Annotated in this window: 21 protein-coding genes; 4 read left to right on the plus strand and 17 right to left on the minus strand. The window is 61.2% G+C overall.

From position 1 onward, the window contains the following. Window positions 1-155: 155 nt before the first annotated feature. The 15 genes from trmB to VJ651_RS20865 all read right to left on the minus strand — a co-directional run bounded on the left by trmB (window position 156) and on the right by VJ651_RS20865 (window position 13,444). On the minus strand, window positions 156-875 hold the full coding sequence (gene trmB / locus VJ651_RS20795) for an SAM-dependent methyltransferase (RefSeq protein ID WP_324109259.1): 720 nt from the start codon (window positions 873-875) through the stop codon (window positions 156-158). After that, complete coding sequence (locus tag VJ651_RS20800; protein ID WP_324109260.1) at window positions 866-1,768, minus strand: LysR family transcriptional regulator; 903 nt, start codon at window positions 1,766-1,768, stop codon at window positions 866-868. Before VJ651_RS20800 ends, trmB begins: the two co-directional genes overlap by 10 nt. A gap of 228 nt (window positions 1,769-1,996) precedes the next feature. Then, on the minus strand, window positions 1,997-2,254 hold the full coding sequence (locus VJ651_RS20805; RefSeq protein ID WP_136413705.1) for a BTH_I0359 family protein: 258 nt from the start codon (window positions 2,252-2,254) through the stop codon (window positions 1,997-1,999). Window positions 2,255-2,391: 137 nt separating this feature from the next. Beyond that, window positions 2,392-2,751, minus strand: coding sequence for a GTPase (locus VJ651_RS20810; protein WP_324109261.1), 360 nt, complete (start codon window positions 2,749-2,751; stop codon window positions 2,392-2,394). Continuing rightward, window positions 2,748-3,485 carry a response regulator gene (locus tag VJ651_RS20815; RefSeq protein WP_324109262.1) on the minus strand — a complete coding sequence of 246 codons (738 nt, stop codon included), beginning with the start codon at window positions 3,483-3,485 and terminating at the stop codon, window positions 2,748-2,750. The genes VJ651_RS20810 and VJ651_RS20815 overlap by 4 nt, the downstream gene beginning before the upstream one ends. Window positions 3,486-3,614: 129 nt before the next feature. Next, the gene (locus VJ651_RS20820) at window positions 3,615-5,909 is read right to left on the minus strand and encodes a sensor histidine kinase (protein WP_324109263.1); all 2,295 of its coding nucleotides are present in this window, start codon (window positions 5,907-5,909) and stop codon (window positions 3,615-3,617) included. A 2-nt stretch (window positions 5,910-5,911) separates the two neighbouring features. Continuing rightward, window positions 5,912-6,490, minus strand: a complete 579-nt coding sequence (locus VJ651_RS20825) for a DUF4390 domain-containing protein (protein ID WP_414691368.1) — start codon at window positions 6,488-6,490, stop codon at window positions 5,912-5,914. Window positions 6,491-6,686: 196 nt separating this feature from the next. Then, the gene (gene rsmB / locus VJ651_RS20830; RefSeq protein WP_324109264.1) at window positions 6,687-8,003 is read right to left on the minus strand and encodes a 16S rRNA (cytosine(967)-C(5))-methyltransferase RsmB; all 1,317 of its coding nucleotides are present in this window, start codon (window positions 8,001-8,003) and stop codon (window positions 6,687-6,689) included. A gap of 45 nt (window positions 8,004-8,048) precedes the next feature. Beyond that, complete coding sequence (locus tag VJ651_RS20835; RefSeq protein ID WP_324109265.1) at window positions 8,049-8,687, minus strand: LysE family translocator; 639 nt, start codon at window positions 8,685-8,687, stop codon at window positions 8,049-8,051. Window positions 8,688-8,935: 248 nt separating this feature from the next. Then, window positions 8,936-9,280 (minus strand): DUF1840 domain-containing protein, encoded by a 345-nt coding sequence (locus VJ651_RS20840; protein ID WP_324109266.1) that lies wholly within the window; start codon window positions 9,278-9,280, stop codon window positions 8,936-8,938. Between the two features lie 67 nt (window positions 9,281-9,347). Further along, window positions 9,348-10,601 (minus strand): MFS transporter, encoded by a 1,254-nt coding sequence (locus tag VJ651_RS20845; RefSeq protein ID WP_324109267.1) that lies wholly within the window; start codon window positions 10,599-10,601, stop codon window positions 9,348-9,350. A 1-nt stretch (window position 10,602) separates the two neighbouring features. Continuing rightward, window positions 10,603-11,124, minus strand: coding sequence for a hypothetical protein (locus VJ651_RS20850; RefSeq protein ID WP_324109268.1), 522 nt, complete (start codon window positions 11,122-11,124; stop codon window positions 10,603-10,605). 51 nt (window positions 11,125-11,175) lie between these two features. Continuing rightward, a complete protein-coding gene (locus VJ651_RS20855) occupies window positions 11,176-12,165 on the minus strand; it encodes a DMT family transporter (protein ID WP_324109269.1) in 990 nt (329 codons plus the stop codon). 57 nt (window positions 12,166-12,222) lie between these two features. After that, complete coding sequence (locus tag VJ651_RS20860) at window positions 12,223-13,071, minus strand: AraC family transcriptional regulator (RefSeq protein ID WP_324109270.1); 849 nt, start codon at window positions 13,069-13,071, stop codon at window positions 12,223-12,225. A 34-nt stretch (window positions 13,072-13,105) separates the two neighbouring features. Continuing rightward, window positions 13,106-13,444, minus strand: a complete 339-nt coding sequence (locus VJ651_RS20865) for a hypothetical protein (protein WP_324109271.1) — start codon at window positions 13,442-13,444, stop codon at window positions 13,106-13,108. 175 nt (window positions 13,445-13,619) lie between these two features. On the opposite strand from VJ651_RS20865, the gene VJ651_RS20870 reads away from it, so the two are divergent. Then, window positions 13,620-15,068 carry a PLP-dependent aminotransferase family protein gene (locus tag VJ651_RS20870; RefSeq protein WP_324109272.1) on the plus strand — a complete coding sequence of 483 codons (1,449 nt, stop codon included), beginning with the start codon at window positions 13,620-13,622 and terminating at the stop codon, window positions 15,066-15,068. Between the two features lie 141 nt (window positions 15,069-15,209). Here the strand turns inward: VJ651_RS20870 and VJ651_RS20875 are convergent, their stop codons facing one another. Next, on the minus strand, window positions 15,210-16,733 hold the full coding sequence (locus VJ651_RS20875) for a YifB family Mg chelatase-like AAA ATPase (RefSeq protein WP_324109273.1): 1,524 nt from the start codon (window positions 16,731-16,733) through the stop codon (window positions 15,210-15,212). Beyond that, window positions 16,730-16,981, minus strand: a complete 252-nt coding sequence (locus VJ651_RS20880; RefSeq protein ID WP_136413677.1) for an accessory factor UbiK family protein — start codon at window positions 16,979-16,981, stop codon at window positions 16,730-16,732. The genes VJ651_RS20875 and VJ651_RS20880 overlap by 4 nt, the downstream gene beginning before the upstream one ends. Before the next feature lie 259 nt (window positions 16,982-17,240). On the opposite strand from VJ651_RS20880, the gene VJ651_RS20885 reads away from it, so the two are divergent. The 3 genes from VJ651_RS20885 to VJ651_RS20895 are packed head-to-tail and all read left to right on the plus strand — an operon-like array spanning window position 17,241 to window position 19,849. Further along, on the plus strand, window positions 17,241-17,966 hold the full coding sequence (locus VJ651_RS20885; protein WP_324109274.1) for a TorF family putative porin: 726 nt from the start codon (window positions 17,241-17,243) through the stop codon (window positions 17,964-17,966). A gap of 11 nt (window positions 17,967-17,977) precedes the next feature. Beyond that, complete coding sequence (locus VJ651_RS20890; RefSeq protein WP_324109275.1) at window positions 17,978-18,316, plus strand: P-II family nitrogen regulator; 339 nt, start codon at window positions 17,978-17,980, stop codon at window positions 18,314-18,316. Window positions 18,317-18,328: 12 nt separating this feature from the next. Then, complete coding sequence (locus VJ651_RS20895) at window positions 18,329-19,849, plus strand: ammonium transporter (protein WP_324109276.1); 1,521 nt, start codon at window positions 18,329-18,331, stop codon at window positions 19,847-19,849. Window positions 19,850-19,901 lie beyond the last annotated feature (52 nt).

Consider the following 19,901-nt stretch of genomic DNA (forward strand, 5'->3'; position numbering starts at 1 on the left):
GGGGAGTTGACGGTAACCCAACTCGCGTTTGTGCTTTGTCAAACCGTCATTTCTGCTATGAAATGCAGAGGTTATGAGGCATTCAAGGCCAAATCACGCTGCAAACCGCATAAACAAAGGATGTCAAAAAATGTAAAGTTATCCAATAAATTTCCTTACGGAAAATTTGGTTTTTGTCTGATGTGGGATATCGGGCTTGTCCTACAACGCCATAACCCATGTCCCGATTCCAAATATTTTTTTTCGAATGGGCTGATTGGTGTTTCAGTGTGGAAACTCTCGCATGGGATCTCGACGCCGGTCAATTGCTTGAGTGATGCGGCGCATTCCTCGATGTAAATCCGCCAGTTGCTTCGGCATTCCAGAATGCCTCCCAGCGCAACGATGGTCGGAAACACCGGATGCCCATGCCATCGACGCCCTAGCTGGCCGATTTTCGGCCACGGGTTGGGGTAAAGAATGTAGTGGCGTGCGGGATGAACGCCCGCTGCAAGCATGAGGCGCCAATAGTCGATCAGGTCGGCGCGCACACACAGGAAATTGGTCGGCAAGGTGTCGTCCCACAAGATCTTGCGCGAGAGACGATGGGCCGACTGATCGACGCCAATCACAAAATGATCGGGGAATTGCGTCGCCAGATTCCGTGTCGACAGACCGACGCCACAGCCGGCGTCGAGAATCAGTGGCGGCTCTCCGGAGTGCCGCCATGCTGTCATGCTGCGCTCGAATGCCGCGCGATTGTAATCCGTTAGCGGTTTGAGAAAGGGCGTGCTGGCGTGCCTGGCAACGGTGGATGCGAGTCGATCGTGGATCGCGCTCTGTGCGCTGCTGACGGGGCGGGAATTGGCGTACATGGCGTTTTCCGCTATGCCCATTCCGGCGCGCGATAGACCTCGGTCGCAAAATCGATGAATGCACGGACCTTGGGTGAGAGGTGGCGGTTGTGCGGATAGACTGCATACAGCTTGCGTGCGCGCAGCGGAAACTCGGGCAGTACCGGTACCAGCGTGCCGCGCGCCAGGTCTTCATGCACGATGAATGAGGCGGTTGTGGCGATTCCCGTGCCCGCCAGTGCGGCAGTGCGCAAGGCAATGCCGGTATTCGCCTGCAGGCTGCCGCGGACGACGACGGTGCGGTGGCTGCCGTCCGGCATCGCGAACATCCATTCATTGGGCTTGGGCACCAGTGTGTAAGTCAGGCAGTTGTGCCTTGCAAGATCTTCCGGTGCACACGGGGTGCCGTGCTGCTTCAGATAGGACGGCGACGCCACCAGCAAGGTGGGCGTGACGGCCAGTTTCTTTGCCATCAGCGTCGAATCCGGCATGTCGCGCGCCAGACGCATTGCGACATCGAAACCTTCTTCGATCAGATCGACATAACGGTCGTTGCAGACGAGGTCCACGCTGAGGTCCGGATAGCGCGCCATGAAGCGTGGCAACCATGACGCCATGTCGAGCGTACCGAATGCCATGGGGGCGTTGATGCGCAAGGTGCCGCGCGGACTGGCGTGATGCTGCGTGATCGCCAGGTCGGCCTCGTGCAGATCGTCGAGAATGCGTCGCGCTCGCGCATAGTAGGCGGTGCCGGCTTCGGTCAGCGCCAGCTTGCGCGTGGTTCGATTGAGCAATTGCGCGCCAAGCAGGGATTCCAGCTGACGAACCTGCTTCGACATGAGCGTGTGCGACACATTGAGCTCGGCGGCGGCCGCCGAAAAGCCGCCGGCTTCCACCACACGGCAAAATGCCTTCAAGGCGCTGAATTGATCCATCGGTGACCTCGATGTCTGCTCCCCCGAACATCAATGACACAATGCCATCGGCACGGCCGACATCAATGCAGCCGGTCGTCTCTGTGCGTCAGGAAAGGGAGTCGATTGAAATGCTCGCCATCATGCCACAGGCTGGCATCGAGGCACAGTATCGGAGGAGCTTCCAGTCGAGGTCAGGCAGCCACAGAATGCGGACCATGTATTCTGTGGCGGGGTTTGTAAAAAGCGCTAGTGCAGGGTCACTGGCTGGCGCATGAGCGCGTCATACTTGCCGAGGAAATCATCGATCTCTTCGACGCTCGGCTCGGTCGCGATCAGGTTTTCCACTTCTTCGCGGAAAGACTTGGCGAGGGTGCCGCCAATGAAGATTTCACGTTTGCCGGACTTGTCCATGATTTCGTATCCGCCAAAGCGCAAAGCCTCGCGGCCATCATCGGCCCCGAACTCCACCACGCTGTACTGCTCGCTGTTGTAGATTAAGTTCATGTTGCGCTCCTTGTGCCACCGAATAATTGCAGGTAACTCATTACCTTTGATGCAAAAATGGGGCCAGCGGACACCATTTCAAGTCGCTCGCCGGACTTTGCAGGAAATTAAAGCGCCTTATATCGGTAGCAACGGCCTCAGGCGTGCAAATCTTTAGTGATCTGGAGCAATTTATCGTAGGGCGCGCATGTCAAAAATTCACGTATGCGTTCCAGATGTTCCGATGTTGCCAAGCCGATATACAAGCGAGCGGGAGGGTGGCGCAGGATGCGATTGAGAGTCACGCGCATGGTGAGATTGCCGGTGCAGCAAAGGCATCCGGGCGCGATGCGCGCGATCTGCAGCCCGGAGACGCCGGCATATGTGGCAAGGGATGTTCGGCCGTCGGGCAAGCCCTCGAGGATGAGTGCAGTCTCGATGCCCGGCTCGAGGGTGTTCGCTATCGCCGCTTCGCGCGCGGCGGCCGTCGGGCCGGTGACCAGGGTGGTAAGCGTCAACCTTTTTTCGACAGCTTGCTCGGCTCGACGCCCAGTTGCTTGAGCTTGCGGTACAGGTGTGTCCGTTCCAGCCCGGTTTTTTCAGCGACGCGCGTCATGCTGCCGCCTTCGCGGATCAGGTGATGTTCAAAGTAGGCGCGCTCAAACGCATCGCGTGCTTCGCGCAACGGCAGATCGAATGACAAGCCGAAAAGAAGCGAGTCGGACGCGGCCCCCGGTGCTCCCGGCGCGGGCGCGGCGCTGACGATGCCGCCCGATACTCCCGACGACGTGTAGGTCTGTGCGACGGGTGTGCTTGCATGCTCATCGACCTGGACCGGTGCCGGCACGGGACGCGGATGGTACATCGACACGGGGCGGACGACTTCCTGCCCGCGCGACAAACCTTGTTGCACGGCCTTGAGCAGTTTCTGCAATGCGATCGGCTTTTCGAGGAAGTTGAGGGCGCCAATGCGGGTTGCCTCGACCGCCGTATCGATGGTCGCATGACCGGACATCATGATGACTGGCATGGTAAGCAAGCCGTCGCGCTGCCACTCCTTGAGCAGCGTAACGCCGTCGGTGTCGGGCATCCAGATGTCGAGCAGGACCAGGTCCGGTGCGCCTTGCGCACGCAGCTCGCGCGCCTGCTGGGCATTTTCCGCCGCCGTCACGGCATGGCCTTCATCGCCGAGTATTTCCGAGAGCAATTCCCGGATACCCATTTCGTCATCGACTACCAGAATGTTTGCCATATGCTTACCTTATTCGCTTCCGTTGTCGCGTGTTTTTTCTCGTCGCACTGCGGATGGTGCAGGTTACCTATTACGATTCGTTCATGTTGCCGCCCATGATGTCCGCAGCCTGTTCTGACTTGCCAAACATCATGTTCGTTCCGGCGCTAACTTTAACAGCAAAATCGACACTTTTGCGCCGCTTCCGCTCGTCCGGTTCTTGATATCGACGCGACCGCCGTGCTCGTCGATGATCTTTTTCACCATGGCAAGTCCGAGGCCGGTTCCGCGCGACTTGGAGGTGACATAAGGTTCGAACGCGCGCGCCAGAATTTTCGACGAAAACCCGGGGCCATTGTCGGTGATCGACAGCCGCACTGCGGTGCGCTGGTCGCCGTCGGAATCCTGATAATGAATGGTCTCGGTCACGACGTCGATGCGCGGCTTGTCGGCGTCCTGCGGCCGGTCGGCCACCGCGTCTTGCGCATTCTGCAATAGATTATGGATCACTTGCCGCAGTTGCGTTGCATCGCCCATGACCTGCGGCAGATCGGGCGCCAGCGTCGCGTGAATGATAGCGCGTTCGTCGCCACCCACATAGAGATGCAGGATTTCCTCGACCAGTGCATTCAGATGCAGCGGCGACAGCACCGCGGGCGGCGTCTTCGCATAGTCGCGGAAATCATCGACCATGCGCTTCATCGCCGCGACCTGGTTGACGATGGTGGCGGTGCCCTTGGTCAGCATGGACGCGTCCTGCCCTGCCAGCTTCGGCTCCAGCTTCATCTGAAGGCGTTCCGCGGATAGCTGGATCGGTGTCAGCGGGTTCTTGATCTCATGTGCCAGCCGGCGCGCCACTTCGCCCCACGCGATCGAGCGCTGTGCGGAAATGACGTCCGAAATATCGTCGAACACCACGATATGCCCGACGCCGCCGGCAACCGGCAGGTAGGACCCGCGCGCCAGCAGCGTGATGTCGCTTTCGCCTTCCGACCCGACGCTGCGGCGCGGCACTTCAATCTGCTTTTGCCAGTGCAGGTCGCCGGCGCCGCCGCCGGCCGATTGTGCGCTTTGTTCGGAGAATGCCTTGGTGATGGCGTTCGCCAAGGACTCGATGCCTTCGATGGCGCCGATCGGCTTGCCGATATGCGGATCGAAATCATGATGCAGGATGCGTTCGACCGACTCGTTGCAGGTCACCAGTTTGAACTGGCCGTCCAGCACCATCACCCCGGCCGACATGTTGGCCAGCACGGATTCAAGATAGGCCTTGGCATTTTCCAGCGCGGCGCGGTTGCGCTCGACCGAGGCGCGCGCTTCCGATAACTGGCGCGTCATGGTGTTGAATGACTGGGTCAGCGTGCCGAGCTCGTCCGAAGTGGCGACAATAGGGCGCGGCGACAGATTGCCTTCGGCCACCGCCTTGGTGCCTTCGGCAAGCAGCAGCAAGGGTTGCGCAAGGTCGCCTGCAATCAGGAAGGCGGCTGCGATGGCGCTGAAAATTGCCAGCAAGAGGGTCAGCGTCAAGGTCACGATATAAATCTTGCGCAAGCCGGTGCGTGCCAAGGAGCGCTCCTGGTACTCGCTGTAGGCCGCGCGCAGCGCCTCGGCGTTGGCCGCCAGATGCTCGGGCACGGGCTGCAGCAGTTGCAGGAAGCGGGACTCGTTTTGCAAGGACAAGCCATTGTTGGATGCAGGTATGGCAACGACAACGCGCAGCCGCAAGTCCGCCGCCTTCGGCTGCACGTCCATATTGGCCGCGGTGTTGTCCTTGCCGCCGTTGTCATGAAAATCAAATCCGCCTTCAATCGCGGAATAGCCGCGCGTCATGCGCGCCTGCCGCAGCATTGCCGGACTGGGCAGATCGGGCATCAAGGCCCCGATGCGACCACCTACCGTCGCTACGATTTGACCATTGGCAGTAACGATAGTTGCTTCCTGCATCTGACTTTGTTCGCGCAGGCGCGACAGCAGCGTCACCTGCGCGGAGTCGGACAGTTCGGACAGCTCGAGGGCGATGCTGCGCGCCTTCGCGCTCAGGTCCGCCAGCGAGGCGTCGAGCGCGGTGCGGCCGAGGGTCAGGCCCGACTCCAGCGCGGATTCGACGCGCACATCGAACCAGGATTCGATCGAGCGAGACACGAACTGCACCGATACGGTATAGATCACCGTGCCGGGCAGGATGCCGACCAGGGCAAACAGCAGCACCAGTCGCGCCATCAGACGCGAGCCGAATTCGCGTCGCTTGTAGCCGCGGTACAGCCGCGCAAGAAGCAGGATGACCAGCCCGAGCAGCGATGCCGCGATCAAGGCATTGAGCACCAGCAGTTCGGGATAGTGCCGGTCAAAGAAGGCCGAATTCTCGGATGCCGAGGCGAGCAGGAAAAGCAGGATGCTGACGACCGCGCCGCCAACGACCAGGAAGTAACGCAGGAAACGCTGCACGACTATTCGGCCCTGTAAGTGAAGTGCTTCCAATCGGACGTGAAACGCCAGTCTGAGCTGTTGAGCGCATGCACCTGGAACGGCTTGGGCAGACGGGCCACGTCCAGGCCCATGCGGACGGCCACGTTATAGGTCGCCCCGGACTTGAGTTCGCCCTTGTCGGCCACAAGCCAGCGGGGCGGGCGGCGCACCAGCGACAAGGCATCGTCCAGCGAACTGAAGCTTTGCTGCAGCCCGCCGCTGATCGCGGCATGGTACTGGTGCGTCAATACGTTGTAGGAGATGCGGATGGTTTGCGAAGTGCTGATGGCTTTTTCATCGAACCAGTACCAGCGCGGTCGCGTCAGCTGCACGTCCGTGGTGAAATAGAGCGGAATGCCGCGCGTGACCGCATCTTCCAGTCCGCGCGTGAGTTCGAAGGAAAAACTGACCGCCAGCTTGTAGCCTTCGTCCGTGCTTTCCACTCCGGCCGAGGTGATTTCAACACCTTCGGCATGCGCGGTCCCCGGCATCAGCGCCGGGGCGAGCAGAAGCGCCGCCAGCATCCAACCCGTCAACAGGGAAAAGAATCGGTGCGTCACTCGCAGGCGGCTTCGGTCGATGGCGAAAGCTGTCACTATATCCGATCAGGAATTCTTAACTTGAAAGCGGCAATCATCGGCCGTCGCACTATTCGTCCTGCCATACGCGGGACGGGGATAAGAATACGAGCAAATGATTGTCTTCATGCGCCTTTCTCGCTGACCGTTTCGCTGACCATTTCCGGCAACGATACTATCAGACGGACGCTTTTTGGAATAGCGCATAGAACAAGCCGTCGTGATCTTGCCCCGCATCCACGGTCGGCAGCAACTGGCCCGGGGCGGGCAGGCGGACGGCCTTGTTTCGCACGGCAAAAGCGGCGGCCTGCATCTCCGACTCCTGGGGCCACAACGAGCAGGTTACAAATAGCAATTTACCATCGGGTCGCAGCATCTGCCAAAGGTTGTCAAGAATTCTTGCTGAAACTGTTGCAAGCTGTGCGACGTCGCCTTGCCGGCGCAGCCAGCGGATGTCCGGATGGCGACGGACGATGCCCGAAGCGGTGCAGGGCACATCGGCCAGGATGCGGTCGAACGGCTGTCCATCCCACCAGTCGCCAGCCCCGGCATCGCCGGCCTTCAACGTGGCGGTCAGTTGCAGGCGTCGCAGGTTTTCCTCGATCCGTACGAGGCGCTTGGGATCGCTGTCGAGCGCCAGCAAGTCGACCTCCGTGCTTTCAAGGATGTGTCCAGTCTTGCCGCCCGGCGCGGCGCAGGCATCCAGTACGCGCATGCCGTCGTGCAGATCCAGCAGCGGCGCGGCCAATTGTGCGGCGGCGTCCTGCACCGACACCAGTCCCTGCGCGAAGCCCGGTATCTGGCCGACCGGGATCGGCCGCTCCAGGCGCACCGCGCAGGGACCGATCTCGCGTGCGACGATGCCGTTGTCGGCAAGGGTCTGCAGATAACTGCCCATTGTGGTCTTGCGCCGGTTGATGCGCAGGGTGAGGGGCGGCGTGCTATTGCCCGCGCTCAGGATCGCCTCCCAACTGTCGGGATAGGCTTGCTGCAGCGCGCTGATCCACCATGCCGGATAGTTCCAGCAGGCTTCTGCCTGCGTCAACACCTTCTGCAACAGGGCCTCGCGTTCGCGCAGAAATCGTCGCAACACCGCATTCACCATGCCTTTCGCGTGGAACATGGCGCTGTCGGCGGAACAGGCCGTGACCGCCTGGTCAACCACGGTAAAGTCCTCATACGGGGCATCGCCGCTGGTGCTGTCCGCATCGGAAATCAGCGCCAGCGCACAGCACAAGAGCGCGTGCAGTTCAGCCGCCTCCGGTGCTTTCCGGGCCAGCAGGCCCAGCAGCGCTTCGGCCCTGCCGAGCCGGCGCATGGTGCGGTAGGCGATGTCCTGCATCGCGCCGCGCGCCTGCGCCGGTGCGTTTGTCTGCGCAAAGACAGCCGCCAATGCTTGCGGCAGCGCAGTGCCGGCCTTCACCTTGGCGACGGCGCGCGCTGCGCCGAGCAGGCTGAACGCAAGCGAATCGGTTTTTAAACGTGGTTTTGACACATGACGCTGCGCGGCATGGCCGGCGCAGTCCTTGAAGTTGAGGGATCAGTTTCTGCCGAGAGCGAGTTTTGCGCCCAGCGCGATGAAGGTCGCGCCCACGGTGCGCTCCAGCCACAGCCGGATGCGCGGATTCTGGCCCGCATGGCGCGCCAGTGTGCCGGCAAGAATGGCGGTGCCGCTGTTCCAGCACATGCTGATGGCGGCAAAGGCGAGGCCCAGCAACAGGAAAGCCAGGGTCTGCCGCGGCGCATCGGCGCGCACAAACTGCGGGATGAAGGCGAGGAAGAACAGGATGACCTTGGGATTCAGCACGTTTGTGACGACGGCCTGCCAGAAAATGGTGCGGCGCGAACGCACATCGTGCGCCGCGGTCCGCTCGGACGCGCCGCCCGGCTTGACCATGGCCATGCGAAGGCCGAGATAAACAAGATACGCGCCGCCGGCAAACTTGACGAGCATGAAGGCGGTGGCGGAGGCAGCCAGGATCGCGCTCAGCCCGACTGCGGACGCGGCGGCGTGCACGCAGCACCCGGCGGAAATTCCCATCGCGGACATCAAGCCCGCGGCGCGGCCCTGCGCAACGCTTCGACCGACAATATAGGCGGTATCCGGCCCCGGCGTTGCGTTCAACAACAGGACTGCCGCACAAAACAGGCCGAAATTCGAAATGCCAAAGGTATCCATGCGCATTGCGCATCGGCAAGCGATGCAATGAAATAAAGATGTGATTGTAGCCGGAGTGGCGGCGAGTGAGGATTGCGCCGCCGCAGACATGTATTGCCGCGCACGTCCGCGCGTGCGGGTCATGCCAGGCTTTTTGAAGATCGCGTGATCGCAGCCCGGCGGTGCGAGAAAAGTGCGTTGCCGCCGGCGCGATCTACGGGGGGGCAGTCACGTCCGCACTTCGACAGAAACCTCAATCCAGGGAGCCGTCACACCCCCCACATGACATCGCGTCCCTCGTTCTTCGCGGCGCGCATCATTTCCAGCAAGGGATAGGCGCGCGTTGCAAAGCTGACAAATTCAACCGGCTCGTGTTCATTGTCATCCCAGTCTTCACCGTGATGCGCCAGCACGTCGCGGCTCACTTCCTCGGACAACGGATGCAGCCGGCTTTCGGCGATTTCCGCCTCCAGCGTCGAAACCGCCTTTGGCAGCTCGCCCGGTGTCAGGACACCGCGCTTCACATCCTTGTTCAGCAAGTCGAGTATGCGTTTTGCATGCTCTTCGTACATCAACACTTCGGCAGCGGCTTTGGATTTGAACGTAACCAACATGAAGCCTCCAATGTTCAATCTGATATCTCCACCATAGCATGAGTTTCAGAATTTCCTATACGTCAAATCAGACCGCGTTTGGTTCCGCGCGGTTCATTAAAAAAGCGGCCAGCGCGAGCGCCTGGCCGGCGACGCACAGCGCGAACGCCAGCCGCATCGCGTTGGCGGGCGAGGCGCCGCAGGTCTTGAACATGTCGATCAACAGGCCCACACCCCATTGAACGACAAAGGCGCCGACGAAGAGCAGAAGGTTGTAGGCGGTATTGGCGCGGCCGGCCAATGCGATCGGGAAAGACAGGCTCACTTCTGTTTGCACCAGCGTGGCGACAGTGATGCATGTTGCCATCACGATCCACAGGATCCATGACCATGAAGCCGTCGTCATCAGCATCATGAGCTGCGCCAGAATGGTTCCCGCAAGGCCCGCGATAATCACGCGCATGACCGGGATGCCGCGCGAACCGTGTTGCGCGACGTGACGCGGCGCCCACCATGACATCAAAAGGTAGGCCAGCAGCAGGGAAAGATTGAACATGAACAAGATGCGTGCCGTCTGTGCCTTGTCCATGCCGAGTACCGTGATCATCCATGGGCCCGCCCACAAGGTTTGCAGGGCAATGAAGCTGCCGTGGTTGACGGTGCCCAGCAGCGCCATGCGGCGGAAATACGGATTGCCGAAGATTTGCGCATAGCCCATGTCGGTGGCCGGACCGGACGGCGCGAGGCGCGACGATGGCGGCGGATGCGCCGCCTCCATCTTTTTCAGCAGGAAAAAGATCGCTGCTGCAGCGGCGACGATCATCGCGCTCATGATCCAGAACACACCGCGCCAGCCGATCAGCGGCAGAGCGGCGTTGACCGGCACCGTCGCCGCCAGCGCACCCGAGGTGCCGGCGACCAGCATCCAGCTGGCCAGCTGACTTTGGCGTTCAGGCAAAAACCATTGGCGGTAAGCTTTGAGCGGCGCCATCAGGCAAGCCGATACGCCGACGCCGATCAGGGCGCGGCCGATCCAGAGTCCTGTCAGCGATGAGCTGCTCGCAAAGATGGCCGCGCCCGCCGCGGCAAACAGCAACAGGGCCGACTCGGTGCGGCGTGAACCGTACTTGTCGAGCCAGATCCCGAGCGGCAACTGCATGCTGGCAAAGCTGATGAAATAGGCGGAGGATAGCAAGCCGAGGTCTGCATTCGACAAGCTGACGTCGTCAATCAGGGCGGGCGCGATTACCGCATTCACCGAGCGGAATGCATAAGAAAGGAAATACGCCGACGCGAAACTCAGAAAGACGCGAACCGCGAGTGCGACGCGAATCGGGCGCATCTCAATTGAGCTTGAAGGAGCCGAAGAAGGTGTCGGCCGCCTCCCGCGACAGCGTCCCTTCCTTGCCGAGCATCACGAGCTGGTAGACGCGTTTGTCTTTTGCGAGAAAGCGCGCCAGCAGCAGGCGCGATTCGGTTCCGCTTGCCTCGATATCGATCGTCGCCGGCGCGGTGCCGGCCTGCGATACCTTTTCCTGCTTGATGGTGCCGCCGATATTGCGCACGAGCGCAGTTTTCATTGCATTCAGCGCCTTGGGGGTCAGGGCGACGTCAGGCAGTTCGGCGGTGCCGACCGCGAAAACGACCTTGTCGACTTCGGCCGCAGTCATGGTCATGGAAACCTGCAAACCATCGAGATTCACCGTGCGCGTATAGCTGGCCGGTTTTGCGGGCAGGAGAACGACGAATGGCGCGCCGGAACCGCGCACCTCGCGCCAGTCGAGTTTGGGACTGCATGCGGCGAGCAGGAGGGCGCATGCCACGCATGCTGCCTTGAAAAACGGAGCGAGGGAGAACTTGGTCATGGACGAAATGGTATCAGTTGCGCCGGCTTTCGTCCGAAGACGGCCCGTACATCAATCCGCGCCCGATACGACTTCAAGCTGCCGCTTGGTATCGCCTCCACCCCGCTTCTTTTGAAAAGCGCGCAGGCCAAGCGTCACGCCGACGCATAACAGCACGATGCCGCCGATCACCGGCAGGGGCGGCACGGCGCCGCGCCAGATGAATGCATACAGCAGCGCGGATAAGGTCTCGAACACGATCAACTGCCCCGCCAGGGAGGTCGGAAGCCGCTGGCTGGCCTTGTTCCACAAGGTTGTCCCCAGCCAGGACGCGCACAATCCAAGCGTCAGCATCAAGCCGATGAATTGCCACGGTCTGGGGCCGAGCGGAAACTCGAATCCGTTCGGCAGCAAGCGCACATACACCGCATAGCCCGCCAGGCCGATCAGGGCCAAGGGCAGCGTCGCCAGTCCCTGTACGGTGGCCCAGGTGGAGGAGGAAATATGCGGATGCTGTTTCATGTGCCGCGCATTCATCACCGGATACCAGGTCCATGCCGCCAGGGCGCCGAGCGTGATGAAGCATCCGAGCGCGTACTCCGCGAGGGAGCGCTTGCCGTCGAGATGTGCCAGTTCGCTGGCGTTCACCAGCATCAGGCCGGCAAGGATAATCATCAGCGAAGGAACCAGCCGCCGCCACGCGATGGCTTCCGAGGGATGACCCGGCGCCCAGTTCGACCAGATCGAAATGACAATCGGCAAGGTGCCGATCATCATCGTCGGCAGTGGCGCGTCGGCCAACTGAATGCCGGTGGCGAGCGCCGCGTAGTAAAGAATATTGCCCACCAGCGAAAGCTTGAGCGCAGCCACCCAGTCCGCTTTCGACAAGGCGGCAATGCGACGGCGATCGAAGAACGCCGGAACGAGCGCGATCAGACCGAAGCCGATATAGCGGCCGAACGACAAAACCAGCCCGGGGTAGTCGCCGAGCATGAGCGGCACCACGAACACAAGGCCCCACACGAGGCCGGCGCCGAGCGCACACAATAATCCGATGAACATGATGCAAACGCAGAAAGATAGAACAGGTTCCATGCAGCCCTGCATGGATACGAGCGATTATCCGCGCTTGCCGGTTTCCGGTCTTGTACCGATTTGCTGTTGATATTGCGCTGGTGTGACGCCATAGGCGCGCTTGAACCAGCGGTTCAGATGGCTTTGATCGGTCAGCCCCGCGGCGGCGGCGGCCTCCGAGGGGCTGATGCGCCGCGCCAGCAGCGATTTGGCGCGGGCCGCACGGCGCGCCTGCAGGTATTGATGGGGCGTGACGTGAAAGCTGGCGGAAAACGCGCGCACGAAATGAAACGTCGACAGGCCGGCTTCCGCCGCCAGGTTGTCGATGCTCAGCGTTTCATCCAGATGCGCTTCAATGCAATCCAGCACGCGCCGCATGCCTGCCGCGCGGCGACTCTCTTGCGCCGACACGGGCCGCACGGGGCGCGCGCTTCTGCCGTAGCGCGCAACGATCGCATCAACCAGGCGCGTGAACTCTGACACGAACGCGAGATCGTCGGCTGCGTTCCACATCCGGCCAAAAGTCTTCCGGAAAGCCGCGGCCAGTTGCGGATCATGCGTTGTCGCATCAGGGAAAAAGGCTTCGCCGCCGGTCATTGCGCACAAGGTTTCCGGCTCGATGTAAAGCATCTGATAGGTCCAACCGGCCGCGATTTCGGCCTGGCCCGTGTGCATTTCATCCGGATTGAGGAGCACCAGGGTGCCGGCCGGCGCCAGGTGGTCCGTTCCCTGGTAGCGGAAGCGCTCCACACCGGTTTCGATGGCGCCGAGAGAATAGCCGTCATGCACATGCGGTGCGAACGCATGATCGACCAGCCGCGCCGAATACATCTCTACACCCGGCAGATGCGGACTGGCCTTGAAGGTGACGAATTCGGATGGATGGCGGAACATGCCCGCCATCATAAATCTTTATCGACATAGGTGCTTATGGCTGCTCGCCGCTGCCGGCCAGTAAAGTGCCGCGTCGCGACAGCGGCGCGAGCAGGCGCGGGATCAGTGCGGCATACCACGGTTCCGGCGCAAAACACCGAATTTCGGCGCAACTGATTGCCGTGACCGCAGCCCAGCCTGCGGTTTGCGTCACATGCGCTTCGCCTTCCCGCAGGACAAGATCTTGTTGCACCGCCTGTTCGCCGATCCACATCAAGGGACCGGTCACGCGCACGCCGCCGTCTGCTGCCACAATCGTCGTGCGCGCAGGCATGAACATGTGCAAGACCCGACCCTTGCCTAGCCGGATTTGCTGCGGAAGTTGTTGTTTCATCTGCGCTCCTTGCGTGCCGCCATCGAGCTTCCATGGTAGGGAAACAAGGCAAGGGAAAACAGGCACAGAAGACGACATGCTGCATCGAAACAGATCGCGCGCTTGGGTTCTGTTATCGTTCATTTTTCTGCAATCTATATCTGTTCCGCACGCCGCGGACAGGCGATCATGCGACATGGATGCACGACCTCTTTACCGGCAACTGGCGGATCACTATCTGGGCGCGATCAGGATGGGCACCCTCGTGCACGGCGAACGCATGCCGTCGGTGCGCGCCATGATGCGCCTGCACGACGTCAGTCTTTCGACGGCCCTCCAGGTTTGCCGGCAGTTGGAGAGCGAAGGCTGGATCGAGGCGCGTCCGCGCTCGGGCTATTTCGTGCGCCAGCCGAAACGACTTGCCATGCCGCCGCTTGAGGAGCCGGACATCGGGCAGCCGCTCGACCCGGCGCAGTATGTCGGGATACATGCCCGGGTATCCGAGTTCATCGCCCAGGGACGCCGTCATCCACCGAAAATCAACCTCTCGGGTGCGCGCGCCGCAGCGGATCTGTATCCCTCCCTGCAATTGAAGAACGCGGCTGTCCGCGCGCTGCGCCGCGATCCGGACATGCTGGTGCGTGCTGCCCCGCCGGGCGGCAATCCGCAATTTCGTGCCGTGCTGGCGAAACGCGCCATGGCCAGCGGACTGGTGCTCAATGCCGATGAGCTGATCGTGACGCATGGGTGCATCGAGGCGCTCAACCTTGCCTTGCGCGCAGTCGCGCAGCCCGGCGATACCATTGCGGTCGAATCACCAACCTTTTACGGCTTGCTGCAAATACTGGAAAGTCTGGGCCTGCGTGCGCTCGAAATTCCGACCAGTGCGAATACAGGAATTTCCGTCGAAGCACTGGAGTTGGCGATGCAGACCTACGACGACATCAAGGCGGTGGTCGTGGTTCCGCATCTGCAAAATCCGCTTGGCAGCATCATGCCGGACGCGCACAAGCAGCGCCTCGTGCGATTGTGCGAACAGCACGGTATTCCGCTGATCGAGGACGATACCTACAGCGCACTGGCTGATGTCGAAACTCCGCTCAACGCATTGAAGGCATGGGATCGCAGCGGAAATGTCATCTACTGCGCTTCGCTGCACAAGATCCTTGCACCCGGCATGCGCCTCGGCTGGATGGCTGCGGGACGCTGGCATGCACGCGTTGCGATGCTCAAGTACACACAGACACGCGACAACGAGGAGTGGTCGCAGGCTGCCGCCGCGGAATTCCTCGCATCCACCGATTATGATCGCCATCTGCGACGCCTGCGCGCGGCCCTGCGCGGACAGCGAGAGCGCATGGCCGAGGGGATTGCCGCCAATTTCCCGCTCGGCACACGGCTCACCGTGCCGGAAGGTGGCATCACACTTTGGGTTGAGCTTCCCGACAAACTGTCGGCGAAGGATGTCTTCGATGCGGCTCTGCGCGAGGGAATTCTGTTTGCGCCGGGTTCGATGTTCTCCAACTCCGGCCGCTTCGAGCACTTCATGCGGGTGAGTTGCGGCGGACGCCATTCCGACGATCTTGACGCGGCGATGCGACGGCTGGGGGACATTGTGGGAAGCCTGGCGAGGAAAGCGGCTTGATGCGCGGGCCTCTTGCGGTTTGCGTGCGGACGCAGCGCGCGTCGAAGGTGATCAAGTGACGGAATTCGTCACCGCATTGTGGCTCGACGATCCTGCAATGATCTTGGGAGTGTCGGGGCGGAGCCTGCCCCGACCGAGGGTTCAATGCTCGCGCAGCGCGCGGCGATATTGAATCGCTTCCGCCACATGCGGCTGGCGGATGATGTTTTCATTGGCAATATCGGCAATGGTGCGAGCGACTTTCAGCACACGGTGATAGGCACGCGCGGACCAGTTCAGCCTCGACATGGCATGGCGCAAGAGCTGTTCGCCTGATTCATCCGGCTTGCAATGCGCGTCGATCTCGGCCGTGGACAAACCGTGATTGCCCTTGCCCTGGCGTTTGAGCTGTCTTTCGAACGCCTGCTCGACGCGCCCGGCAATCACGCTTGATGCCTCGCCGTCGGCTTGCCTGAGCAATTCGTCATGCGGCAGCGCGCCGACCTGGATCTGCATGTCGATACGGTCAAGCAGCGGGCCGGAAATCTTGTCCTGATAACGCGCCACCACATCCGGCGTGCAGCGGCAGCGATTGGCATGGTGGCCGAGGTAGCCGCAGGGGCAGGGGTTCATGGCCGCGACCAGTTGAAAGCGCGCCGGGAAATCGGATTGCCGCGCTGCGCGTGAAATCGTGATGTGACCCGACTCCAAGGGCTCGCGCAGCACTTCAAGTACCTTGCGATCGAATTCAGGCAATTCATCGAGGAAGAGGACGCCCCGATGCGCCAGCGAAATTTCGCCGGGACGTGGCGTGCCGCCGCCGCCGACCAGCGCCACGCCGGATGCCGTGTGGTGCGGAGCGCGGAAAGGGCGTGCCTTCCAGCGGGAGATCGAAAAGCCGCTCGAAAGCGATTGCACTGCCGCTGATTCGAGGGCTTCTTCATCCGTCATCGGCGGCAGGATGCCGGGGAAGCGCGCCGCCAGCATCGACTTGCCGGTTCCAGGTGGGCCGACCATCAACACGCTATGGCCGCCGGCAGCGGCGACTTCCAATGCGCGCTTGGCCTGCGCCTGCCCTTTTACGTCGGCGAAATCGGGATAGGCCGGGCGGGCTGCGTCCGCATGCGCACGATGCCGCGCGAGCCGGGCTTCTCCGTCGCTGGCGGCGAAGTGGGCGCAGACCTGCAGCAGGGACTCGGCCGGGAAAATCGACGCATCGCGCACCAGCGCTGCTTCATCGGCATTGGCGCGCGGCAGGATGAAGGCGCGTTCCTTGCCGCTGACATCGCCGGCGCGGTGCATCGCATAGGTCATTGCCAGCGCACCCCGAATCGGGCGCAACTCGCCCGACAAGGACAGCTCGCCCGCGAACTCGTACTTGTCCAGTTCGTCGGCCGGCATCTGTCCGGAAGCGGCGAGGATGCCAAGCGCGATCGGCAGGTCGAAGCGGCCGGATTCCTTCGGCAGGTCGGCAGGCGCAAGATTGACGGTGATGCGACGCGCGGGGAACTCGAAACGCGCATTCTGCAATGCCGCGCGCACCCGGTCCTTCGATTCCTTGACTTCGGTTTCCGGAAGGCCAACGATCGTGAAGGACGGTAAGCCGTTTGCCAGATGAACTTCGACCGTGACCTCCGGGGCTTGCATTCCGGAAAGTGCGCGGCTTTTCAGAACTGCCAGGCTCATTGTTCAGGCGCTTTTTTCAGCTGGGCCTCCAGCTCCGCGACGCGCGCTTCCAATGCTTCCAGCTTGGCGCGGGTCTTGGCAAGGATCTGCGACTGAATATCGAATTCCTCCCGCGTCACCAGGTCGAGCCGGGAAAAGCCCTGGGTGAGCATGGCCTTCACATTCTTCTCGATATCCTTGGCCGGGGAGTTTTCGAGCGCCTGATTGATTTTCGCTTGAAGGTCGTTAAAAAAGTTGGTCTTGTCCATGATGAATCCTTGATTGAATAAATCGCCCATTCTTGGTGCGGCCCGCCATGGTGCGCGTCATGGTGGTGCGATCAGTGTGGTGCATTGTTTGAATTCGGTGCAGTCGCCATGGCGGCTGATGCCGGTTTAAGGGGCAGATTGACGTCGAAATGGAAAAATAATAACGCATCCCGTGCGGAAAAAGGGTGGCATGAGTCCTGCTAAGTGCTTGGGAAAATGCAATTCCAGTCATTTTGTTCCAACACCAAAGGGAAACGCCATGAAAAAACTGATTCTCGCTTCGGCTGTGCTTGCCGTTTTCGCCGGCAGCCATGCTCAGGCAGAAGAGAAGAAGCCGGACCATGAAATCAGCTTCAATGCTTCCGTTGTCAGCGATTACCGTTATCGCGGCATCTCGCAGACACGTCTGAAACCGGCATTGCAAGGCGGCGCCGATTATACGCACAACCCGACCGGATTCTACGCCGGCACCTGGTTGTCGACCATCAAGTGGATCAAGGATACCGGCGGCGACGGCAATGTCGAATGGGATATCTACGGCGGCAAGCGCGGCGAGATCGTCAAGGACGTTTCCTATGATGTCGGTGTGCTGCGCTATCAATATCCGTCGAATGCACTCACGCCGAGTCCCAATACGACGGAGATCTATGGCCAGGTCGGCTACGGCCCAGGGTATGTCAAGTATTCGCACTCGCTGACCAATCTGTTCGGCTTTGCCGACAGCAAGCGCAGCGGTTATCTCGATGCGGGCGCCAATCTTGAAGTCGGCGAAGGCCTGACGCTCAACCTGCATGCCGGACATCAGAAGGTGAAAAACAATTCGTCGTTCAGCTATACCGACTGGAAAGTCGGCGTGACCAAGGACTTCGGCATTGCGACCGCCTCGGCAGCGCTGATCGGCACCAATACCGACAAGTATGTCGGGCGCGACGGCAAGAATCTCGGCAAGAACGCGCTGCTGGTTTCCGTCGCCAAAACTTTCTAAGCGAGGTTGTCATGAAACTGATCACTGCGATTATCAAACCATTCAAGCTGGATGAAGTGCGCGAGGCCTTGTCGACGATAGGCGTGCAGGGAATTACCGTCACCGAAGTCAAGGGTTTCGGCCGCCAGAAGGGTCACACGGAGCTGTATCGCGGCGCCGAGTATGTGGTCGACTTCCTGCCCAAGACCAAGATCGAAGCCGCAGTGGACGACGCCATTGTCGACCGCGCCATCGAAACCATCGAAACCGCTGCACGTACCGGCAAGATCGGCGACGGCAAGATCTTCGTGTACGACCTGCAGCAAGTCGTTCGTATCCGTACCGGCGAAACCGGTAACGACGCACTCTAAAGGAGGAGTGAAATGAAAAAATTCTTTGCAAGCTTCGTGGCGACCGGCGCCCTGCTGTGCGCGGTCGGCTTCGCGCAGCAGGCGCTGGCTGACGATGCGCCGTCCGCCAAGGTTGAAGCAGTCGTTGCCCAGGCATCTGCTCCTGCTACCCCTGTGGCTGTCGCTCCGGCAAGCGCCGCGCCCGCAGCACCGGCCGCCTCGGCTGCCGCCGCTCCGGCACCGGCTCCCAACAAGGGCGACACCGCCTGGATGATGGTAGCCACCGTGCTGGTGATCCTGATGACGATTCCGGGCCTGGCCCTGTTCTATGGCGGCCTGGTGCGCTCCAAGAACATGCTGTCGATCCTGATGCAGGTCTTCATGATCTTCGCCCTGATCATCGTGTTGTGGTGCATTTACGGCTACTCGCTCGCATTCACCGAAGGCAACAGCTTTATCGGCTCGCTCGATCGTCTGTTCCTGAAAGGGATGACCCCGGATTCCAATACCGGCACCTTCAGCAAGGGTGTGGTGATTCCTGAATTCAGTTTCGTCGCCTTCCAGGCAACCTTCGCGGCAATTACCTGCGGCCTGATCGTCGGCGCATTCGCCGAACGCATCAAGTTCTCGGCCGTGCTGTTGTTCGTCGTGCTGTGGTTCACCTTCTCCTACCTGCCGATCGCGCACATGGTCTGGTTCTGGCCAGGCCCGGATGCCTTCACCGATGCGGCTGCCGCTGAAAAGGCGACCGCTGCGGGCGGCTGGCTGTTCCAGAAGGGCGCGCTTGACTTCGCGGGCGGCACCGTTGTCCACATCAATGCCGCCGTGGCCGGTCTGGTTGGCGCGTTCGTGGTCGGCAAGCGTATCGGTTACGGACGTGAATCGATGGCGCCGCACTCGCTGACCCTGACCATGGTGGGCGCATCGCTGCTGTGGGTCGGCTGGTTTGGCTTCAATGCCGGTTCCGCGCTGGAAGCGGGCGGCACCGCGGCGCTGGCCTTCATCAACACGCTGCTGGCGACGGCTGCGGCGACCCTGTCCTGGAGCTTTGGCGAGTGGATGGGCAAGGGCAAGCCGTCCATGCTGGGCGCGGCATCCGGCGCCGTTGCGGGCCTGGTGGCGATTACTCCGGCAGCCGGCTTCGTGGGCGTCATGGGTGCGCTGGTAATCGGTCTGCTGGCCGGCATCATCTGCCTGTGGGGCGTGAACGGCCTGAAGCGCATGCTGGGCGCGGACGACTCGCTCGACGTCTTCGGCGTACATGGTGTCGGCGGGATCCTGGGCGCCTTGCTGACCGGTGTGTTCGCTGCACCGTCGCTGGGCGGCACCGGCATCTATGACTACGTTGCCAACAAGGTTGCTGGTGACTATTCGATCGCCGGACAAGTGTGGATCCAGTTCCAGGGCGTGCTCACGACCCTGATCTGGTCCGGTGTGGTGGCCTTTGTCGCCTACAAGGTGGTGGACCTGCTGATCGGGCTGCGCGTGCCGGAAGAGCAGGAGCGCGAGGGCCTCGATATCGCCAGCCACGGCGAATCGGCTTACCACTCCTGATCGATCGCTTCATCGCCCCGGCAGTCTCCGAGGGAAATTTCAAAGCGTCTCA

The sequence above is a fragment of the Noviherbaspirillum sp. genome (genome assembly GCF_035254865.1).
In the GTDB taxonomy this organism is placed as follows: Bacteria; Pseudomonadota; Gammaproteobacteria; order Burkholderiales; family Burkholderiaceae_D; genus Noviherbaspirillum.